Raw genomic sequence first — 17,265 nt, 5'->3', positions numbered from 1 at the left:
GATGGTTCAGCAAGACCGGGCGTCTCGCCCGAGTGACAGGAGAAGTGACTTATGGATATTCGCGTTTCGGGACACCAGGTCGAAACCGGCGCTGCACTGCAGACCCATGCCGAGGAGCGCCTTGGCGCCATCGTCGACAAGCACTTTTCCCGAGCGCTTTCCTCGAACGTCACCTTGGGCAAGGCCCCGCACGGGGGCTTCCGATGTGATATCGTCACGCATGTGACGCAGGGCCTGATCCTCAAGGGCAGCGCCGTGGCGCAGGACGCCCACGTCGCGCTCGACCAGTCGGCCGAGAAGATCGAGAAGCAGCTGCGCCGCTATCGCCGCCGCATCAAGGACCGCCACGAAGGCGCCGATCACGCCCGCAAGGCCGAGGAAGCTGCGTTCGAACCGCAGGAAGCGGCCTATACCGTCTTCGTCCACGACGAGGTGAGCGAGGATGAACCGGCCGACGCACCGCTGGTCATCGCCGAAACCCGTGTCGACGTGCCCACCGCCAGCGTCTCGGACGCGGTGATGATGCTCGACTTGCGCAATACCAATGCGCTGCTGTTCAAGAACGCCGGCACCGGCATGCACAACATGGTCTATCGCCGCGGTGACGGTTCGATCGGCTGGGTCGAACCGAAGTAGATCGGGCCAGGATAATGAAGGAGGGGGGTGTTCCGGCGCCCCCTTCGCATTCGGTCGGAGCATCGCTGCACAAACCGATTGCGCTTGCCTTCCCCCGCATTCGGGAGCATGGCGCGCCCCAATTCACCGTGCCTTTGCACTCATGTGATACGTTTTTTCGTATGTCGGCTCTGTTCCAACTCGATCCACAAGCTGTCCGCGTCATCCGCGCCGATTCCAAGCAGCAGATCCTTGCCGATCTCGCCGCCTGCTTCGCGTCGGTCTACGCGCTTGACGCCGAAGTGGTCATCGACGGGATCGAGGAGCGCGAAAAGCTTGGCAGCACGGGCTTTGGCCGGGGCGTTGCCATTCCCCACGCCCGTATCGACGGTCTGGAACGGCCGGTTGCGGTGTTCTTCCGACTAGAGAATCCGGTCGAATTCGCCGCCGCCGATGGCATGCCGGTCGATTGCGTGTTCGGCCTGCTCTCGCCCTCGCAGGCGGGTGCCACACATCTTCAGGCCCTCGCGGCGATCTCGCGCCTGATGCGCGACGAACGCATGCACGAGCGTCTGGTCTCAGCCACTGATGCCGATGCGATCTACGGGCTGCTCGTCAACGTCATCGATCGCGATGCCGCCTGAGCACGGCGCCGACAGCGCAAGCCTGCACTGGCGCGCGCTGGAAGGCCTTTACGCTTCGGCGCCGGTCAACAGCCTGTTCGAATCGCGGCTGGAAATCATCGGTGAAGGCCTGTCCCGCATCCATTTCGATGTCTCGCCATCCTGCTTCCACGCTGCAGGTGCCGCCCATGGCACGATCTATTTCAAGATGCTCGACGACGCGGCGTTCTACGCGGCGAACACGTTGGTTACCGACCGTTTCCTGCTGACCACTTCGTTCAACCTGTTCTTCAGCCGCCCGATCAAGGGCGGGCGCGTCACTGCGGAAGGGCATTGGGTCTCGGGACGCCGTCGCGTGCTTGTGGCCGAAGCCCGCCTGATCGACGAGGACGGCGAGGAAGTGGGCCGTGGCACCGGTACGTTCCAGCGTTCGCGCATCCCTCTGTCCAGTCTCGATGGCTACAACGCCGGCCTGCGCGCCGCGCTCGCCTGATCGGCCAACTTGTGGACTCGCGGCTCCCGGCACATCTCGAAGTCCAGGGAATCGTCCGTGCCGTGCAGGCCGACGGCGGCTTCGGCATGGTGCTGCACAAGGGCGAACGCGACGGCGGAACCATCCTGATTGTTATCTTGGAAAATCAGTCGCTTGGCGTGCTTTACGAGCGCATGCCAGACCTTGATGGACGCCGCCAATGGCGCGTTTCCAAGGTGCAAGTAACTGACAATAAACAGGAATTTGAAGACTATCTGAGCCGCAGAATGCAACAGGATCCCGACGTGTGGATAGTCGAACTGACCGTCGCGGATCGCGAACGGTTCGTCCGGGACAACCTTTCTGCTGGCTGAACGCGGGTTGACTCTTCTGCAGCGCACAATAAAGGCCCCATACCGATTTTTGCGCAGGCGGTGACGGACGGCAGCAAGGCCCGACGCACTGGCACGCAGACGGGGGGCAACCGACATGGCCCTTCGGCAGTTGACCGGCACGCGGCATCACTCGCGCTCACCGGTCTTTTGTCGCGCCATGGCAGGAAGCTCACCGCCCATTGACGACAAAGTATGAGCACGAAGTTCAAATACGCAGCCAGCTTGAGCATTGCTGCGACTTTTATCACAACGCTTCTCAGCACAGGCGGATCCCACGCCGCCGCGCAGTCCACCAATGTAGTGGGCATAACAACTCCGATCGCAGTCACTGCGACGTTCATCTCCCAGCCCGTGGTTCAGCCCACTCCGATCCAGGCCGTTGCCACCGCAACGCCGGAAGCTGCCATCGAAGCTGAAGCCGCCGACGCGGCATCGCTTACCGAGCTGGTCGAGGAAACCCAGATTCCCGCTGCGCTTTCGAACGAGCTAGAGTGCCTTGCCGGCGCCGTCTACTTCGAAGCCAAGAGCGAAACCCTTGCCGGACAGCTTGCCGTCGGTCGCGTCATCGTCGCCCGCGCCAATTCCGGTCGCTTCCCCTCGTCGTACTGCGGCGTGGTCTACCAGCCCTCGCAGTTCTCGTTTGTTCGCGGCCACGGCATGCCGGCGATCAACCGCGACAGCCGCGCCTGGCAGACCGCCGTGCGCATCGCCAAGATCGCCGATGAAGGCCTGTGGAAGAGCCCGGTAGAAGGCGCAATGTTCTTCCACGCTGCCCACGTCTCGCCGCGCTGGGGCAAGACCCGCATTGCGCGCGTCGACAGCCACATCTTCTACCGCTGAAGATCGGCGCTGATTTCAGCTGCCTTGGACGGCAATGAAAAGGGCCGGTCCCCGCTGCGGGGCCGGCCCTTTTGCTATGTTCCTGACAGCCAACGTTGGTGTGATGCCCACCCCGCTGCGACTAAACTCGCCTGCGGCTCGCCAAGTCTCGCTCCCCTCCCGCAGGCGGGAGGGGTTGGGGGTGGGTTTGCAACGCAATCAATGCCGGAAGTGGCGCATTCCGGTGAAGACCATGGCGAGGCCGGCCTCGTCGGCAGCCTTGATCACGTCTTCGTCGCGGATCGAGCCGCCGGGCTGGATCACGCAGGTCGCGCCTGCTTCCACTGCCGCCATCAGGCCATCGGCAAACGGGAAGAACGCGTCCGAAGCCACGGCTGAGCCGACCGTGCGCACATCGGCAAAGCCGTGTGTCTCGGCCGCTTCCTTGGCCTTGGCAGCAGCAATGCGCGAGCTGTCGCGGCGGTTCATCTGGCCTGCGCCGATGCCGGCCGTCACGCCATCCTTGGCATAGACGATGGCGTTGGACTTGACGTGCTTGGCCACGGTCCAGGCGAACAGGGCGTCTTCCAGTTCCTGCTCGGTCGGCGCGCGCTTGGTCACGACCTTGAGGTCGGCCTTTTCGATCTTGCCGGCATCGCGATCCTGCACCAGCAGCCCGCCGGCAATCGGCACGGTCGTCAGGCCCTTGCGGTTGGCATCGGGCAGGCTGTCGATCAGCAGCAGGCGCAGGTTCTTCTTGCGGGCAAAGGCTTCCTTGGCCGCATCGTCCGCGCCGGGTGCGACGACGACTTCGGTGAAGATCTCGCAGATCGCGTTGGCGGTCGGCCCGTCGAGCGGCACATTGGTCGCCACGATACCGCCGAATGCCGAAACGGAATCGCACTCCAGCGCGTCCTTCCACGCATCGAGCAGGGTGTCCGCCGTGGCGACGCCGCAGGGGTTGGCGTGCTTGACGATGACCACCGTCGGCTTGGCGCCGGCGAACTCCGCCACCAGTTCCAGCGCGGCATTGGCGTCGTTGTAATTGTTGTAGGACAGCTCCTTGCCCTGCACCTGCGTCGCCTGCGGCAGGCCGGTGACGGCGGGGTTGCGCGGCACGTAAAGCGCCGCATCCTGGTGCGGGTTCTCGCCATAGCGCAACGTCGTCACGCGCGTGTGCGCGGCGGCGAGGACGGGCGGGAAGTGTTCGCCCTGATCGACCGTGGCAAACCATTGCGAGATCGCCGAGTCATAAGCGGCCGTCGCGGCATAGGCCTTGCCTGCCATCTTGCGGCGGAAGGCCAGCGTCGTTGCACCGCCGGTCTGCTCCAGCTCGCCCAGGAACGTTGCGTAATCGGCAGCGTCGGTCAGGATCGTCACATAGTCGTGGTTCTTGGCGGCAGAGCGCACCATCGAAGGCCCGCCGATATCGATGTTCTCGATCACCTCGTCACGCTCGGCACCCTTGGCCACGGTCGCCTCGAACGGATAGAGGTTGACCACGACAAGATCGATCGCGCCGATCTGGTGCTCGGCCATCGCGGCCGCATGTTCGGGATTGTCGCGCACGGCCAGCAAGCCGCCATGGATCGTGGGGTGCAGCGTCTTGACGCGGCCGTCCATCATTTCGGGAAAGCCGGTGTGCTCCGAAACGTCCTTCACGTTCAGGCCGGCATCGCGCAGCGCCTTGGCCGTGCCGCCGGTCGAAAGCAGTTCGACACCGCGCGCCGCCAGCGCCTTGCCAAGATCCACAAGACCGGACTTGTCGGACACCGAAAGCAGCGCCCGCTTGATCGTAACCTCGCTCACGTGGGAATTCCTATCTATCGCATCTTCTTCAGCAGCCAGGAGAAGCTCTCGCCGCTGCGGGGAACCTTGGCCGTCACGACCAATTGCCGCGTGCCGATAGGCCTTCCGAGCCCGTCTGCCCAGAGGGATTCCTCGATTCCGACCGCATCGCGGCCAGAGCGGAACTGCCACAGGCTGCCATCGGGCAGCGACAGCGTCACGCCCTTGCCATCGGCGCTGGCCGCCAGTTCGATATGCGGGCCGAGATGGAAGCGCAGGGCAACGCCGATCATCCCGCGCTTGCCCTTGCGCCCTGAGGGCACCAGCAGGTCCTCGCCGCGCAGCTCGGTGCCGTCATCGCGCAGGATCAGGATGCGGCGATGGGTCAGGCCATAGCGGCTGACATAACCATTGTGGCTCGCCTCGATCCGCGTCGCCCCCGGCCCTGCGCCTTCGGCCGAAAGCGTGCGGCGATCGACCTCGACCTCGGACACGCCCGATCCCAGCTTGCCGTTGATGAGCACGGCGGTGGAGTTGAAATCGTCGATCGTCAGCGTCGAATGGGCAGCCGTGGCGCGCAGGCCCTGTTCGAGCCGAAGCGGGATCATGCCGCCGGCAAAGGCCGCGCCGCCGCAATTGACGATCAGCCGCTCACCTGCGTGGCTCAGTTCGAAGGCCAGCGTGGAAGCGCAGCCATCGCGCGTATGCCGCGCCACTGGCGGCGGTCCGGCATCGAACTGCAGCACCGCCTTGCCCGCCGTGGCGCGCTGGTAGCCCCACTGCCGCGCATCGCGCAAAGGCCGCGTGCGGACACCGCTGGCGCGCACCAGTTCCTCGATCCGCTCGGCCGGGATCGCTCCCGCGCCCTGCCAGTTGCCGAGGCCGCCATCGCCATGGAGCAGCGCCAGCAGGGGCGGCACCAGCAGCGTCAGCATCGTCTGGATCTGCGGCAGCGGTTCGGCCCTGATCGCCTCGTAGCAGGCGCGCAGGTCCACCAGCAGCTCTATCGCCTCGATCTGGCAGAGCGGGCTGCGCGACAGCACGCCGCCATCGTCACCCACCAGCTCGCCCAGCGCCTTGACCAGCCCGGCTTCGCCATAAAGGCGGCGCGCCTTGCCGTCGGCCATGAGCAGGCCGACCGCGACCAGCGCACACCAGCCCGCCACTTCGGAAAGCCGGTCGTCGGCCTTGGTCACGCGGCGGTCCAGCCAGCGCGCCGTGTCCTCGATCGTGTGCAGCACGCGCGTCCGGAACGCGCGGTCTTGGCCTGAAAGGATCAGCGGCGCGTGGACCATCCAGTTAAGCAGGCGATGGCCGACATTGCCCACGTCCCATGCCGGCGTCGGGTCCGGCTTGGGATTGGCGGCGAGCCAGGTCTGGAGAATGCGCTCGGCCACTTGCGCGCATTGCGCCCGGGTGCCGCCGGATTCGAGATCGCGCAGCCAGCGAAAGCCATGCACCATTCGCTCGAACGATGGCGACAGGCGGGGCCCCGAAAAGGCCGTGTCGGCGATCGGCGACTTGTAGCCGTGGACCAGGAAATGCCCCGCGCGCAGGGCCTTGCCCGCAGCCGCATCGCCCGGCAGCGGCGGCGTGACGGTCGCCGTCAACCGCGTGCGGGCGCGCTTGCGGAACGGGTGTATCGCGCTGGCCGGAAGGCCAAGGCTGTAGGCGAAGCGCACCAGCCTGTCGCCTGCACCGATCGCTGGCGGCGCAAAGTCGGCCAGGGCAAGCGCACGCCCCGGCTCGATCACCGCCGGGTCCGGACGGTCATCGTCAAGCGCAACGTAGCGACTGCTTGCCTCGGGCGTCGGATCGGCCAGCGGTTCCTCCTTCGTCGCATCGAGCGGAATGGCAGGCGTGGGGGCGGAACGGCCAGCCTCCGCCGGGCGACTTCCAACTTCGGGGAAGCCGCCGGTCTTCATCTCAGGCCTGCCCCGCGCCGATGGCCTTCAGCCCGGCAATGTTGGCCGCATATTGCGAAGGCCCGCCCTTGAACGTGGCGGTGCCGGCGACCAGCACGTCGGCCCCGGCGTCGACGCAGGAACGGATCGTGCGGGTATCGACCCCGCCATCGACCTCGAGGTGGATGTCACGGCCCGACTTGTCGATCATCTTCCGCACCGCCTCGATCTTGCGAAGCTGGCTGGAAATGAAGCTCTGCCCGCCAAAGCCGGGATTGACGCTCATGATCAGGACCAGATCGACATCATCGATAAGGTAATCGAGCATCTTCGCCGGGGTTCCGGGATTGAGCGATACGCCGGCCTTCTTGCCGAGGCCCTTGATTGCCTGAACCGTGCGATGAATGTGCGGCCCGGCCTCGGGATGAACCGTGATGATGTCCGCACCGGCATCGGCAAAGGCCTGGAGGTAGGAATCGACCGGCGAGATCATCAGGTGCACGTCGAACGGCTTGGTGGTGTGCGGGCGCAGCGCCTTTACGACCATCGGCCCGATCGTGATGTTGGGCACGAAGTGACCGTCCATCACGTCGACGTGGATCCAGTCTGCCCCGGCTGCATCGATCGCGCGCACTTCCTCGCCCAGCTTGGCGAAGTCTGCGGAAAGGATCGACGGCGAAATCAGCGGGGTCATCTGGTCATCTTCCTGCGGCGGGTGGCAGGCAGATTGGTAAACGCTCATGCGCTCAGGCATAGCCACCCCATGCCATGCGCTTACCTTTGGCGAATCGGCGGAACAAGCACTATCGGCCTCATTATCCACACGGAATGTCCCGCTTTGGAGGCGGTTCTTGGGATGAACGGCAGGCGAGGCGAGAATTCAGCCGCTATTCACGGCACGAATCTTACTTAACGAACCAGCCAACCGCCGTTATTGGAAGCGGCGGGGAAGAAAAGAGGCGCTGCGTGGGCTTCCGTTGGAAGCGCGTGGATCAAGCGGTTGCCGCAGGAAACATCGAAATCGGGGCTTTTTGACATGACCAAGCCGGGACGGCTGCGCGCTGCAGCCGCTTTGACTGCCACTGCACTCGCCGCCACTCTGATGGGCGGAAGCACTGCTGCCAGTGCGGCTGGCCCGAACTGTGCCGGGCCGGTGAGCGACACCTGGATAAACGTCACCATTGACGGCGTGCGCAACGGCAACGGCCTGATGGCCGTGACGCTCTATGCTGACGAGCCGCGCAAGTTCCTCGTCAAGAAGGGCTCGATGTACGTTGGCCGTGTCGATGCCACGGCACCGGAAACGCGCATGTGCCTTTATGTGCCCAAGCCCGGCGTCTATGCCCTGGCCGTCTATCATGACGAGGATGCAAGCCGGAACATCAAGCGCAGCGGCGTTCTTGGCCTGCCCGAGGAAGGCTTCGGCTTTTCCAACAACCCGCCGACGATCGCGAGCATTCCCTCGTTCCGCTCGGTGCGCCTGAACATCTCAAAGACCGGCCTCGCGACCCGCATCCACCTCAAGTATCCTTGATGGGATAAACCTGCCTCCTCCCCTCCCGCAGGCGGGAGGGGCTGGGGGTGGGTCTTTCAATTTGTCACGCAAAGGCGCGAAGATGCTGCGCCAGAAGCGGAAACTGCATGTATTGCAGCTGGGTCATGCGAAAGATCGATCGAGCCGCGTAGTCGACGGCGCGACAACTTCGCGCCTTTTCGGCTTCGCGTGATAATCAAAAAAACCGGCTCACTCGCCCGCCGGCACGCCGATATCCGCGAAGGTGCGCGCGAGGTGCCACGGCGCCAGCTCTTCCGCCAGCGCATGGGCGCGCGGATCGTCCACGTCCATCCACCAGGCATCCTCGATGTCCATCGTGCCCGCACGGCCCGCATCGGCAAGGCGCTGCATCCCGTCCGAAAGGCTGCCGGGCTTGCCTTCGGCAATCGCTTCGTGGATTGCCTTGGCCAGATCCGGCGTGGCCAGAAACGCGCCGCAATCGACCGCGTCATAGGGCGCGATGGTCTTGCCGATGGCGGTGATCATGCCATCGTCGTCCATCTTCACCCACGTCGCGTCTTCGGGATCGACCAGCGGGTTGTCGATGCGACGGTCAACCGCCAGCGTCACGGCGCAGTCCGGCCGGTGTTCGTGGATCAGCCGCTCCAGAATGTCGGCATCGAACATGTGGTCGGCCATCATCAGCAGATAGTTGCCGTCGCAGCGCGTGGCACCGGCCATCACCGAATGGCCGTTGGGCGTCGACCAGTTGGTCAGCCGCACCGGTACGATCTCGATCCCTGCGCGCATCGAAAGATCGGCCAGAAAACCTTCGAGCAGTTCGGCCTGATGGCCGGTCACCACGACGACGCGCTTGACACCGGCCTGCATGGCCTGCCGCACGCCGATTTCGATCAGCGGCACGCCCGCAACCGGCGTCAGCGGCTTCGACGGTGATAGTTCGGCAAGGCGGCTGCCGAAACCGGCAGCGATGATCAGCGCATCCATGGTCGCCTCGGGTAGAGGTTTCGGCGGCAAATGAAAAGGCCGACCAGACGAAACGTCGGGCCGGCCTTTCAATCCGTCAGCGAAGCTGTCGCTTATTCAGCGGCGAGCTTCTCCACCGAAGCGTACTCGTCAACCATCTGGGCGGCGACGTCGTCGTTGAACTGCTGCGGCGGGTGCTTGCAGAAGTAGGCCGACGGGCCGATCAGCGCACCACCTTCGCCACGGTCCAGCGCGACCTTGCAGCAACGGATCGCGTCCATCACGCAAGCGGCCGAGTTCGGGCTGTCTTCAACCGACAGGCGCAGTTCCAGGTTCATCGGAACGTTGCCCCACTGCTGGCCTTCCATGCGGATGAAGCACAGCTTGTTGTCCTTCTGCCACGGAACATAGTCCGAAGGACCGACGTGGATGTTCTCGTCCTCGAGACGCGTGGCGAGCATTGCCTGCACGGCCTCGGTCTTCGATTCCTTCTTGCTGCCCAGACGCTGGCGGTCGAGCATGTTCATGAAGTCGGTGTTGCCACCGGTGTTGAGCTGGTAGGTGCGCTCGACGTTGACGCCGCGGGCAGCGAACAGGCTCGACAGCACGCGGTGAACGATCGTTGCACCGACCTGCGCCTTGATGTCGTCGCCGACGATCGGGATGCGCTTTTCGCGGAACTTCGCTTCCCATTCCGGGGTCGAAGCGATGAACACGGGCATGCAGTTGACGACGGCAACGCCGGCTTCAAGCGCGCATTCCATGTAGAACTCGGTGGCTTCCTGCGAACCGACGGGGAGGAAGTTGAGCAGCACTTCGGCGCCCGAGTCCTTCAGGGCCTTGACGATGTCGGCCTGGGTGGCTTCGGGCTCGTCAGCGACGATGAAGCCCTTTTCGCCAACCGAGGTCATGTGCGCGGCAACGCCGTCCGACACGCGACCCATGATCACCTTGCCGCCAGTGGTCGGCACGTTGGGCTGGAACACGGTGGTGTTGTTCGGAGCAGCGAAGATGGCTTCGGCAATGTCCTTGCCGACCTTGCGCGCGTCGACGTCGATGCCGAGCACGAAGTCCACGTCACCGGCGCCATAGCCGCCAATGCGGTCGTGGATGAGGCCCTGCGACGAGTTGTTGCTGCGATAGTAGGCTACACCCTGCACCAGCGAGCTAGCGCAGTTGCCCACGCCGATCATGGCGACCTTGATTGGCTTCATGAAAAACGATCCCTTCAGACAGGCGCCCTGCGGCGGCTGTAATCAAACTGCCTCAAAATACCGAAATGCCATCGAATGCAAGCCGAATCCTCAGTCCGTCAAGACGAAGCGGAGAACCGCCGGTCATGGCAGACCTTGCAATCCCCACTCCCTGCTCGCAATCGCGCCGCCTGCGCTGCACCAAAGTATGGGCGCGCAAACCACAGCAATCTCCGATGGGACCGCGCCCTTAACCGAAAAAAGCTGCCAGCGATAGCCCGTTTCGCCAGATGCCCTTCACAAGCTGGTAACAGCGTCGGCAACCGTTGCAATATGGTCACCAAGCTTGGCCAGGCTGGTCAGGGTCCGGGTGCCCGGAACCGCCCGTTCGAAGTCTTCGGGGCCGAAGGCATCGGTCAGTAGGGCACGAAAACGCACCCCTGCGGCGGCCGCGATGTGGGCGTCGTTCGGTGAATCTCCGGTGAACAGAAACGCGGACCGGTCGATTCCGAAGCGTGCCTCGATTGCCGTGAAGTGCGGCTCGCCCTTGGCAAAGCCGGCATCGGCTGCCGACGGCGCGCGGTATCCCAGGGCGCAGTCGACCGGCCAATCGCGGGCCAGGCGCTCGACATAGTGTTCAAGATTGTTCGAGGAGATGACCACGAGCAGGCCGGAATCACGCCACCGTTGCAGCAGCGCGGCGGTGTCTGCGGCAATGGCAATCCCGGTGAGGTAGCCGTCCTTCCAATCCTCGAATCGTTGTGCGACCGGGTCGGTGTCCTGCCCGGGGTAAAGCTGGCGCAACTGCTTTTCGAACGGCAGGCCCGAAGTTGCGAAATAGGAGCGGCGGGCCTCGGCAAAGGGCGTGCCGAAGGATTCTTCCATCAATTGCGCCGCACGGTCAGCGTAGTCCTCCATCGTCGGCACCAGCGTACCGTCGAGATCGAAGACCAGAACGCGGACGTCAGGCTCCTGAATCACGCAGTCAGGCTTTCGCGCGCGACCGCCAGATCCTCGGGCGTGTCGACCTCGAACCACTTGAGCCCCGAAAGCCAGCGCACCTGCGGCGCGGTCGCCACATCCTGCGCCAGTTCGTGCAGCACCATCTCGACCGAGGCGGTGGCCAGGTCCTTGGTCTCACGCACCCGCTCGAACGCGGCCCAATATGCGTCGCGCGCTGCCTCGCGCACAAAGGTCGTGCCGATATAGGCGCCGTCGTACTTGGGCAGGGTCTTGGAAATGGCCTGCAGCGCGCCGTCCTTCTCGATGACCTTCATCTCGTCGGGCAGGACCGGCCGTTCACGCTCGCAGGCGACAGCCACTGTCGCGCCGCCGGCTGCGGTGGTGAAGTGACGGGTGTACATGTCGGACGGAAAGAGGTGGTCGGCGTTGGTCAGCACGAAGGGCGCATCCCCGATCAGCGCCCGCGCCGCACCCAGCGAGGTCAGGTTCCCGGCCTCCAGCTGCGTATTGCGCACGGTCCGCACCGGGGCGTTCCCCCACTCGGCCGCGATGTGATCCTCGATCAGCTGCGCGCGATAGCCGGTCACCACGATGACGTCGTCAGCCACCGCCAGCAGGGCTTCGATCGCGAAATCGAGACAGGTGCGCGAGGCGACCGCCATCAGCGGCTTGGGCAGGGAGTCGGTCGCATCGCCGAGCCGACTGCCACGGCCCGCAGCAAGGATAACACCTTTCATGGTTTCTCACGGTTCCTTGTTGCGGTCGTTGCTTGCGCTAATTTGGGGGAACGCAGCGCGTCGCGCAAGGGGTGGGGCTGATTGATGCCGCGTTGCAGCACCAAAGGGTGCCCCAGTTGCAACAGGGTTGCGCCCGAGTTGAAGGGGAGTTGCGGGGGAGTTGCCCCAGAGTTGAGGGGGAGTTGGGGGAGAGTTGGAAACGCCGGCTCAGAGCTGGCGCATGTGTGGCGGCAGCAGCAGGCCCTCGCTGTCGGCGGCGATCAGCGGCGCGCACCAGGCCACTGCGCCAAGCCAGATGCACAGCCCGCCAAGCAGCATTCCCGGCAGCACCCAGGCAAGACCGAGCAGGCAGAACACGCAGGCGACAAGCACATAGACGTCGCGCTTGAACAGGCGCTCCAGCGTCAGCGTGACGCTCTGCAGGACGGGGCGCCCCTCCAGCCTGCGTTCCAGCGCGGCGCGCAGAACGTCGAAGCTGCCGCGCTTGGGGCCGATGCGCACAAGGATGCTCATGGCAACGATGCCGCAGACCAGCAGCACCACGCAGGCCAGCGCAATCCAGCCATATTCCGGGCCATAAGTGCGGATCACCCCGGTCATCAGGCCGATCACGAAGCCGAGGTTGGCCACCATGTCGCATGCGGTATCGAGCAGCGCGCCGCGCCGGCTCATCGCCCATGAAACGCGGGCAATGTCGCCATCGACGCAATCGGTGACGGAGACCGCCTGGAACAGGAAACCGCCCAGCGCCAGCCATTCGACGCCGCCCTGTCCCAGAATGACCGCCATCACCATCGCCAGCGCGAGGGTGAACCAGGTGATGGGATCGGGACCAAGGCCGAGCTTCATCGCCAGCGCCGACATGCGGAACGAGATCGGCCGGTTGATCCAGCGACCAACCGGTCCCTCGGTGGGCTTCAGTGTTGCGCGCAGCAGTGCCAGGACGGTGGCCTGGTCGGTCTCGCCGCGAATCAGGCGTGGATCGCCCCGGACCAGGACCAGCGCCGGATCCTCGCGCAGGGCTTCGAGCGCGGCCTTGGTGGGCTGCGCATCGGCTGGCAGCAGCGCGGTGCCGGGAGGCAGCGGCGTCGAGGCAGCGACGCAGGTGACTTGCGGCAAGGGGCGTGCGCGCATCGCAAAGCTGCGCTGCCAGTCCTCGGGAACCGGGGAATCGGCGAGAATCACGATTTCGCTGGCGCCGGTGAGATCGGCAAGAATCACCGCTCGCGCCACGCCGCTGATGCCACCGATGCGGCGGCGCAGGTAGGGACTTGCCGGAATCGCGACGGAAAACGGGGTATTCAAGCGTGCGTGCCTCATCCAGAGCCATCAGGCCCTTTCCACGGCCTATAGACACGGCTACCTGATGCGCCAAGCCAGCATCGTCGGGATGCATGCTGGCTGGCCAAGGCATTCAAGGGGTCGCAAGGGTGAACGCGGGAAATCGGACCGGGGCGATCGTACGCCCCAAGCGTCCGCGGGAATTGCAGGATGGACTGAACTACCATCTCTACCATCCGCTGGCATGGCGGCTGGCGCGGCTTCTTGCGCATACGCCGCTCACGCCGAACATGGTCTCGGTCTTCGGTGGCCTGCTCGTCGTGGCGGCGGGCGTGGTCTATTTCAACATGGATTCGACCGGCGGCACATGGGCATTGGGCTGGCCGATGGGGGCAATGCTGGGCATGGCCCTGCACATGAGCTGGCACGTGGTCGATGGCGCCGACGGCGATCTGGCGCGGATCACCGGCAGGACCAGCCCGATCGGCGAGATGGTCGACGGCATCTGCGATTATGCCAGCCACATCGTGCTCTACGTGCTGCTCGCCTTCGTGCTGACGCGGCAGATCGGGTCGGGGCAGGCCTGGGCATGGACCTTGGCGGCTGGCGCCAGCCATATCGTGCAGTCCAACCATGTCGAGGTGCAGCGCCGGTTCTACCAGTACTGGACCTATGCCGTGCCCTGGCTCAACAACGCCAAGGACAACAACGCGGGCCTGTTCGGGGAAAAGACGCTGTTTTCCCGCCTGTTCGAACCGATCGCGCGCGGATACCTGTTCCTCGCCGCCGGGATGACGCCGCATGCCCGACAGATCGATGAAGCAGTGCGCCAGGCGCTGGCGGCGGACGACAAGGCGCGGCTCGAGGCTATCCGTGCCGAAGTGGCGCGCGAGCAGAAGCCGCTGCTTGATTTCCTAAAGCTGCTCGGGCCAAATCCGCGCGCCATCGTGCTGGGGCTGGGGATGATCGCCGGCAGCCCGGTCTATTACTTCTTCTATCAGGTGGTGGTGCTCAACCTGCTGCTGCTGATCTCGGTGCAGTTGCACAACCGCGCGGCCACGCGCACTGCGTCGAGGGTCTGATCAGCTGACGCGGTAGCGGTTGAGCGAAAGCACGCCCGGCTGCGCCTTGCGCCAGATCATCACGAAGCCGGCATAGAACAGCAGCGCGATCAGCGGCGAGACCGCCTTGGTCACCACCGGATGTGCGCCCATCAGCGCCGTGCCCTTGGCAAGACCGCCGAGCCACATGCCGAGCAGGACAGCGGTTCCTGCAGCTAGCACCGGGATCGCGGCATGGAACGGATGCGGGCGCACGCCGAGGCCCGAAAGCCAGTGCCGCCGCATGAAGGACGCCACCAGCGCCGCCAGCAGCATGGCCAGCGCCGCGCCGAGAATGCCGTATGCCGGCGTCAGCAGCGGGATGGCGAATCCCGCGATCACGATCAGGATCAGGTTGACCTGCAGGGCAAGCGCAGGTCGGCGGTAGTAGAGGATCAGCTCCGACACCCCGAATGCGCCATTGACCGTTTCGGCCAGCACCATCGCCAGCAGCGCGGCATAGCCGCCGGCATAATGCGCCCCGAACAGGTCGAGCAGGGCTTCGCCGGTTGCCGCCATCAGCAGGACGACGCCGAGCTGGATGGTCAGGATCACGCGCGTTGCCGCTGCCGTGGCCTTGCCGGTGGCGATGTCGCCATCGGTCATCATGGTGCGCGCTGTGAGCGGGGTAAGGATGCCGTCGAAAGCCTGGCGAACCTGCAGGATCGGCGTGCGCAGCTGGCGCAGCACGCCATAGACGCCCACCGCAGCATCGCCGAGCAGGAAGCCGACGAGATAGAGATCGATGCGCTGGGCCAGCGTGGTCAGGAAGTCGCTGCCGCTGGCCGGCGCCAGGGCGCGGGCGCGGCGGAGCAGTTCGGCCGGGTGCGGACGCCAGCGCCGCAGGCCAAGCGGACCGAGGCAATGCCGCGCGCTCCATACAGAGAACAGGGCCAGCGCGATTGATCCGGCCCAGTAGCCGATGATCATGCCGGTCTGTTCAAAGCCCAGGTACCAGGCGCCGAAGGCCACTGCGCTCAGCACATAAGGTTCGACAAGGCCACGCGCGATGACCTCGTAGCGCATCTTGTGGGTCCAGCGGGTGGCGGCGAGCGCGACATCGCCGGTGATCTGGCCGAGCACGGCCGGCGCGATCAGGGCAAGCGCGAGTCGCAGGCTTTCGGACACTAGGCCATCCGGCAGCGCCTGTGCGCCAAGAACCAGCAGCATCGAGACTGCGATTCCGGCAATCGCGGCCAGCAGCAGCGCATCGAGCAGGACATGGGTGGCGCTTCGCGGGGCAGTGTCTGGCGTCGTTTCTTCCAGCCAGGGGAAGATCATGCGCTTCAGCCCGAGGCTGGCGATCGGCACGGCCAGTTCGACCATGGCGCTGGCCATTGTGAACACGCCGTAGTTGGCCGCGCCATAGAGCCGCGCGCCGACATAGAGGAACGAGGCGCGCGCGGCGAAGCGGATCACGAAGCTCAGGGCGTTCGATCCCGCGCCGCGCGCGATTACTGTCTGTGAGCCCCGGTCTGCTGTCATTGCGCCCGCGCGCTTGGCGGCAAATGCGCGCAGGCGCAAGGGTGCCGGGCTGTGCGGAGGGCGGTCAGGCCGGGTCGCGCTTCATGGCAACGAAGCACAGCAGCACCACCCCTGCCGAAAGCACCTCCATCACGCCCCATGCCAGCCATTGCGAATGATTGTAGAGCCAGACGCCAATGGCCGGGGCTGCGATATAGGCCGCGCCATTCACCGAAGCGACGATACCGGCGGACTGGCCCTGTTCGGCTGGCGAAACGGCAAGACTGGCGCCCGAGGTGAAGCCGGGGCGGAACAGGCCGAAACCCATCGAGGCGATGGCAAAGCCGACGGCAATGGTGTGCAGGTCACGGCCCATGGCGACTGGTATGATGCCTGCAGCGGCCAGGCTCATTCCCCACAGCGTCGAGGTTCTGGGTCCGAGTCCAAGCATCGGGATCAGCCCCCATTGCGCCAGCAAGGTCGCCACTGCGCCGCACATCAGCACGAGGCCGACCGGCCCTGCGCCCGCATCGGGATCGCCGCGCAGGCCAAGCCGGTCGAGCAGCAGGAAGCCGATCACGCCAAGGACCATCGCCTGCGCGTGCCCCCCGATCAGCCCTGCTGCCAGCCACGGACGCAGGCGGCGGTCGGTCCAGCGCAGACGGTCGCTTCCCTGGTGCCGGGGTTCCGCTTCGGGCAGTTCGTCGGGACTGCCATCGGGATGATCCTCGACCATGCGCGGATTGGACGAGGCGCTGAAAGGCGCCGACATCACCTCGCCGCGGGCGGCAAAGCGGGGATCATCATCGGGCAACTGCGTGCGCAGCAGGACCAGCACGATCACGCCGAACAGGGCGAACATCGCGAAGGGGCCAACCAGTCCCAGGCCGGGCAGGATCAGCAGCGGAGCAAGCGCGGGGCCGAGGACCGTGCCCAGACCAAAGCTCGATGCGACCAGCGACAGCGCCTTGGTCCGGTCGGCGCGGCCAGTGCGGCTGGCAACGTAGGCTTGCACGGCGGGCGGGGCTGCGGAACCGAAGCCGCCATAGAGCGAGCGGGCAACGGCAAAGAGGATCATCGTCAACCCTGCGCTGAACCAACCATCGAGGCCGAAGTGGAGGATCGCTCCGCACAGGGCGAATGAGGAGATGAAGCCGACGACTCCCAGTGCCATCATCGCCTTGCGCCCGCGACGGTCGGACCGGCGCGCCCAGAAGGGGGCCATGATCACCCACAGCAGCGCCGACCATGAATAGGCGAGGCTCACCCAGACGTCGGCAATGCCAAGCCGCGTGCCGATCGAGGGCATGACCGATTGCATCGCGGTATTGCCCGCCGCCGTGACCAGCATGACCGCAAACAGCAGGGCCATGCGCTCTTTCGGCAGGCGGATGGCGCCTTCGCTCATGCCTTCGCCCCCAGGGCAGGG

Annotated in this window: 17 protein-coding genes; 7 read left to right on the top strand and 10 right to left on the bottom strand. The window is 65.2% G+C overall.

The genetic code is table 11. The features are described from left to right. Positions 1-51: 51 nt before the first annotated feature. The 5 genes from hpf to ACZ1JY_RS10555 all read left to right on the top strand — a co-directional run bounded on the left by hpf (position 52) and on the right by ACZ1JY_RS10555 (position 2,945). Positions 52-636, top strand: a complete 585-nt coding sequence (hpf, locus tag ACZ1JY_RS10575) for a ribosome hibernation-promoting factor, HPF/YfiA family (protein ID WP_118072813.1) — start codon at positions 52-54, stop codon at positions 634-636. A 161-nt stretch (positions 637-797) separates the two neighbouring features. Continuing rightward, the gene (locus tag ACZ1JY_RS10570) at positions 798-1,259 is read left to right on the top strand and encodes a PTS sugar transporter subunit IIA (protein ID WP_118072814.1); all 462 of its coding nucleotides are present in this window, start codon (positions 798-800) and stop codon (positions 1,257-1,259) included. Next, complete coding sequence (locus tag ACZ1JY_RS10565) at positions 1,249-1,731, top strand: PaaI family thioesterase (RefSeq protein ID WP_168904074.1); 483 nt, start codon at positions 1,249-1,251, stop codon at positions 1,729-1,731. The genes ACZ1JY_RS10570 and ACZ1JY_RS10565 overlap by 11 nt, the downstream gene beginning before the upstream one ends. An 11-nt stretch (positions 1,732-1,742) precedes the next feature. Further along, a complete protein-coding gene (locus ACZ1JY_RS10560; protein WP_465129239.1) occupies positions 1,743-2,084 on the top strand; it encodes a DUF1491 family protein in 342 nt (113 codons plus the stop codon). A gap of 372 nt (positions 2,085-2,456) precedes the next feature. Beyond that, the gene (locus ACZ1JY_RS10555) at positions 2,457-2,945 is read left to right on the top strand and encodes a cell wall hydrolase (RefSeq protein ID WP_370073194.1); all 489 of its coding nucleotides are present in this window, start codon (positions 2,457-2,459) and stop codon (positions 2,943-2,945) included. 198 nt (positions 2,946-3,143) lie between these two features. Here ACZ1JY_RS10555 and purH read toward each other — a convergent pair whose 3' ends face one another. From purH to rpe, 3 genes are read right to left on the bottom strand one after another with little or no spacing between them, the layout of a single operon-like run. Further along, positions 3,144-4,733 (bottom strand): bifunctional phosphoribosylaminoimidazolecarboxamide formyltransferase/IMP cyclohydrolase, encoded by a 1,590-nt coding sequence (purH, locus tag ACZ1JY_RS10550; protein WP_465129238.1) that lies wholly within the window; start codon positions 4,731-4,733, stop codon positions 3,144-3,146. Positions 4,734-4,747: 14 nt separating this feature from the next. Then, positions 4,748-6,637 (bottom strand): heparinase II/III family protein, encoded by a 1,890-nt coding sequence (locus tag ACZ1JY_RS10545; RefSeq protein WP_465129237.1) that lies wholly within the window; start codon positions 6,635-6,637, stop codon positions 4,748-4,750. A 1-nt stretch (position 6,638) separates the two neighbouring features. Then, the gene (gene rpe / locus ACZ1JY_RS10540; RefSeq protein WP_118074596.1) at positions 6,639-7,310 is read right to left on the bottom strand and encodes a ribulose-phosphate 3-epimerase; all 672 of its coding nucleotides are present in this window, start codon (positions 7,308-7,310) and stop codon (positions 6,639-6,641) included. Between the two features lie 342 nt (positions 7,311-7,652). Between rpe and ACZ1JY_RS10535 the strand changes: the two genes are divergently transcribed. After that, on the top strand, positions 7,653-8,150 hold the full coding sequence (locus tag ACZ1JY_RS10535) for a DUF2141 domain-containing protein (protein ID WP_118072820.1): 498 nt from the start codon (positions 7,653-7,655) through the stop codon (positions 8,148-8,150). Between the two features lie 210 nt (positions 8,151-8,360). Here the strand turns inward: ACZ1JY_RS10535 and ACZ1JY_RS10530 are convergent, their stop codons facing one another. The 5 genes from ACZ1JY_RS10530 to ACZ1JY_RS10510 form a co-directional block, all read right to left on the bottom strand. Then, on the bottom strand, positions 8,361-9,119 hold the full coding sequence (locus ACZ1JY_RS10530; RefSeq protein WP_465129236.1) for a phosphocholine cytidylyltransferase family protein: 759 nt from the start codon (positions 9,117-9,119) through the stop codon (positions 8,361-8,363). Positions 9,120-9,211: 92 nt separating this feature from the next. After that, positions 9,212-10,312, bottom strand: a complete 1,101-nt coding sequence (locus ACZ1JY_RS10525; protein WP_118072822.1) for an inositol-3-phosphate synthase — start codon at positions 10,310-10,312, stop codon at positions 9,212-9,214. Positions 10,313-10,588: 276 nt separating this feature from the next. Further along, positions 10,589-11,272, bottom strand: coding sequence for an HAD family hydrolase (locus tag ACZ1JY_RS10520; RefSeq protein ID WP_465129235.1), 684 nt, complete (start codon positions 11,270-11,272; stop codon positions 10,589-10,591). Beyond that, positions 11,269-11,991 carry a phosphocholine cytidylyltransferase family protein gene (locus ACZ1JY_RS10515; RefSeq protein WP_465129234.1) on the bottom strand — a complete coding sequence of 241 codons (723 nt, stop codon included), beginning with the start codon at positions 11,989-11,991 and terminating at the stop codon, positions 11,269-11,271. Before ACZ1JY_RS10515 ends, ACZ1JY_RS10520 begins: the two co-directional genes overlap by 4 nt. Before the next feature lie 207 nt (positions 11,992-12,198). Further along, complete coding sequence (locus tag ACZ1JY_RS10510; RefSeq protein WP_168904080.1) at positions 12,199-13,296, bottom strand: CDP-alcohol phosphatidyltransferase family protein; 1,098 nt, start codon at positions 13,294-13,296, stop codon at positions 12,199-12,201. Between the two features lie 125 nt (positions 13,297-13,421). Between ACZ1JY_RS10510 and ACZ1JY_RS10505 the strand changes: the two genes are divergently transcribed. After that, a complete protein-coding gene (locus ACZ1JY_RS10505; RefSeq protein WP_465129233.1) occupies positions 13,422-14,354 on the top strand; it encodes a CDP-alcohol phosphatidyltransferase family protein in 933 nt (310 codons plus the stop codon). On the opposite strand, the gene ACZ1JY_RS10500 is transcribed toward ACZ1JY_RS10505, so the two are convergent. Both ACZ1JY_RS10500 and ACZ1JY_RS10495 read right to left on the bottom strand, forming a co-directional pair. After that, positions 14,355-15,857 carry a lipopolysaccharide biosynthesis protein gene (locus tag ACZ1JY_RS10500; RefSeq protein WP_465129232.1) on the bottom strand — a complete coding sequence of 501 codons (1,503 nt, stop codon included), beginning with the start codon at positions 15,855-15,857 and terminating at the stop codon, positions 14,355-14,357. A gap of 64 nt (positions 15,858-15,921) precedes the next feature. Continuing rightward, positions 15,922-17,244, bottom strand: a complete 1,323-nt coding sequence (locus tag ACZ1JY_RS10495) for an MFS transporter (RefSeq protein WP_465130898.1) — start codon at positions 17,242-17,244, stop codon at positions 15,922-15,924. Positions 17,245-17,265 lie beyond the last annotated feature (21 nt).

It is taken from the genome of Novosphingobium sp. BL-A-41-Hi4B-X5A (assembly GCF_055521705.1).
This window is presented reverse-complemented; position numbering and strand designations above follow the sequence as displayed.

What these genes read in the sequence shown, in the direction of transcription:
- ACZ1JY_RS10500 (WP_465129232.1), bottom strand. Translation starts at nt 15,857, where the DNA reads ATGACAGCAGACCGGGGCTCACAGACAGTAATCGCGCGCGGCGCGGGA.
- ACZ1JY_RS10495 (WP_465130898.1), bottom strand. Translation starts at nt 17,244, where the DNA reads ATGAGCGAAGGCGCCATCCGCCTGCCGAAAGAGCGCATGGCCCTGCTG.
- ACZ1JY_RS10570 (WP_118072814.1), top strand. Translation starts at nt 798, where the DNA reads ATGTCGGCTCTGTTCCAACTCGATCCACAAGCTGTCCGCGTCATCCGC.
- ACZ1JY_RS10530 (WP_465129236.1), bottom strand. Translation starts at nt 9,119, where the DNA reads ATGGATGCGCTGATCATCGCTGCCGGTTTCGGCAGCCGCCTTGCCGAA.
- ACZ1JY_RS10565 (WP_168904074.1), top strand. Translation starts at nt 1,249, where the DNA reads ATGCCGCCTGAGCACGGCGCCGACAGCGCAAGCCTGCACTGGCGCGCG.
- ACZ1JY_RS10535 (WP_118072820.1), top strand. Translation starts at nt 7,653, where the DNA reads ATGACCAAGCCGGGACGGCTGCGCGCTGCAGCCGCTTTGACTGCCACT.
- ACZ1JY_RS10525 (WP_118072822.1), bottom strand. Translation starts at nt 10,312, where the DNA reads ATGAAGCCAATCAAGGTCGCCATGATCGGCGTGGGCAACTGCGCTAGC.
- hpf (WP_118072813.1), top strand. Translation starts at nt 52, where the DNA reads ATGGATATTCGCGTTTCGGGACACCAGGTCGAAACCGGCGCTGCACTG.
- ACZ1JY_RS10515 (WP_465129234.1), bottom strand. Translation starts at nt 11,991, where the DNA reads ATGAAAGGTGTTATCCTTGCTGCGGGCCGTGGCAGTCGGCTCGGCGAT.
- rpe (WP_118074596.1), bottom strand. Translation starts at nt 7,310, where the DNA reads ATGACCCCGCTGATTTCGCCGTCGATCCTTTCCGCAGACTTCGCCAAG.
- ACZ1JY_RS10545 (WP_465129237.1), bottom strand. Translation starts at nt 6,637, where the DNA reads ATGAAGACCGGCGGCTTCCCCGAAGTTGGAAGTCGCCCGGCGGAGGCT.